The organism is Vibrio sp. 03_296, from assembly GCF_002265885.1.
In genome coordinates this window covers 1-775 of sequence record NZ_NPKW01000489.1, presented here as the reverse complement: position 1 = coordinate 775, position 775 = coordinate 1, and the positions used below count along the sequence as shown (strand labels likewise).

1 pseudogene is annotated in these 775 nt (G+C 47.5%); it reads right to left on the bottom strand.

Going from position 1 to position 775, the window contains the following annotated elements:
• Positions 1–192: 192 nt before the first annotated feature.
• A pseudogene (locus CIK04_RS25610) lies at positions 193–775 on the bottom strand (EAL domain-containing protein); the annotation flags it as partial.

The following is a 775-nucleotide window of genomic DNA, read 5'->3' as shown; positions in this document are numbered from 1 at the left end:
CCGCATCGGCACCGCAGTCGATGGCGGTTTTTAGAGCAGGAAGATTACCTGCTGGACAAAGGAGTTCCATATGCTCACTACAATTGAGACGAAAGGGTGTGGCATTTATGAAGGAATATGAATAGCAGAATTGATGTAAGTTAGGTTTGACGCAATAAATTGAGATTTACCTCTTTTGGAGAGGGGAGAAGGTCAGTTTTTATGGCGACGATTTTGTGCAAACAGTTCTTCTATTTCATGTTTAGGCTGAGGGCGATGGAAATGGAACCCCTGAATCGAGTGGCAGCGCAAATTCGACAGGAGTGCCGCTTGCTGATGAGTTTCTACCCTTCGGCCACCACGGTGAGATTGAGAGATTTGCCGAGATTAATGATGTTTTCAATCACCGTGACCTGACTTTGGTAAAACGTCAATGTCGTTGATAAACGCGCGGTCGATCTTCAGCTCATCAATCGGAAAGCGCGCTAAATATGCCAGTGAGGGAATAACCGGTCCCCAAAGTATCCGATGGATGAGTGAGAAGCCCAGTTTCTTAATCGCGTTGAGCATCTGAATGGTGTGGTCACTGTCACTCATTACCGCACTTTCGGTCAGCTCGAAGGTGATGCAKKTTGGGTCTAACTCTGTGGTTCGCAGGAGTTTTCCATGAAGTCGATCAACTGAGGGTTGCCAAATTGTTCTGGCGATAAGTTAATCGCAACGCGACCCGGCAGAATTCCCTGGAGTTTCCAGCGTTTGACCGTGTTGAAGACATCACGCATGACCACACGACCTA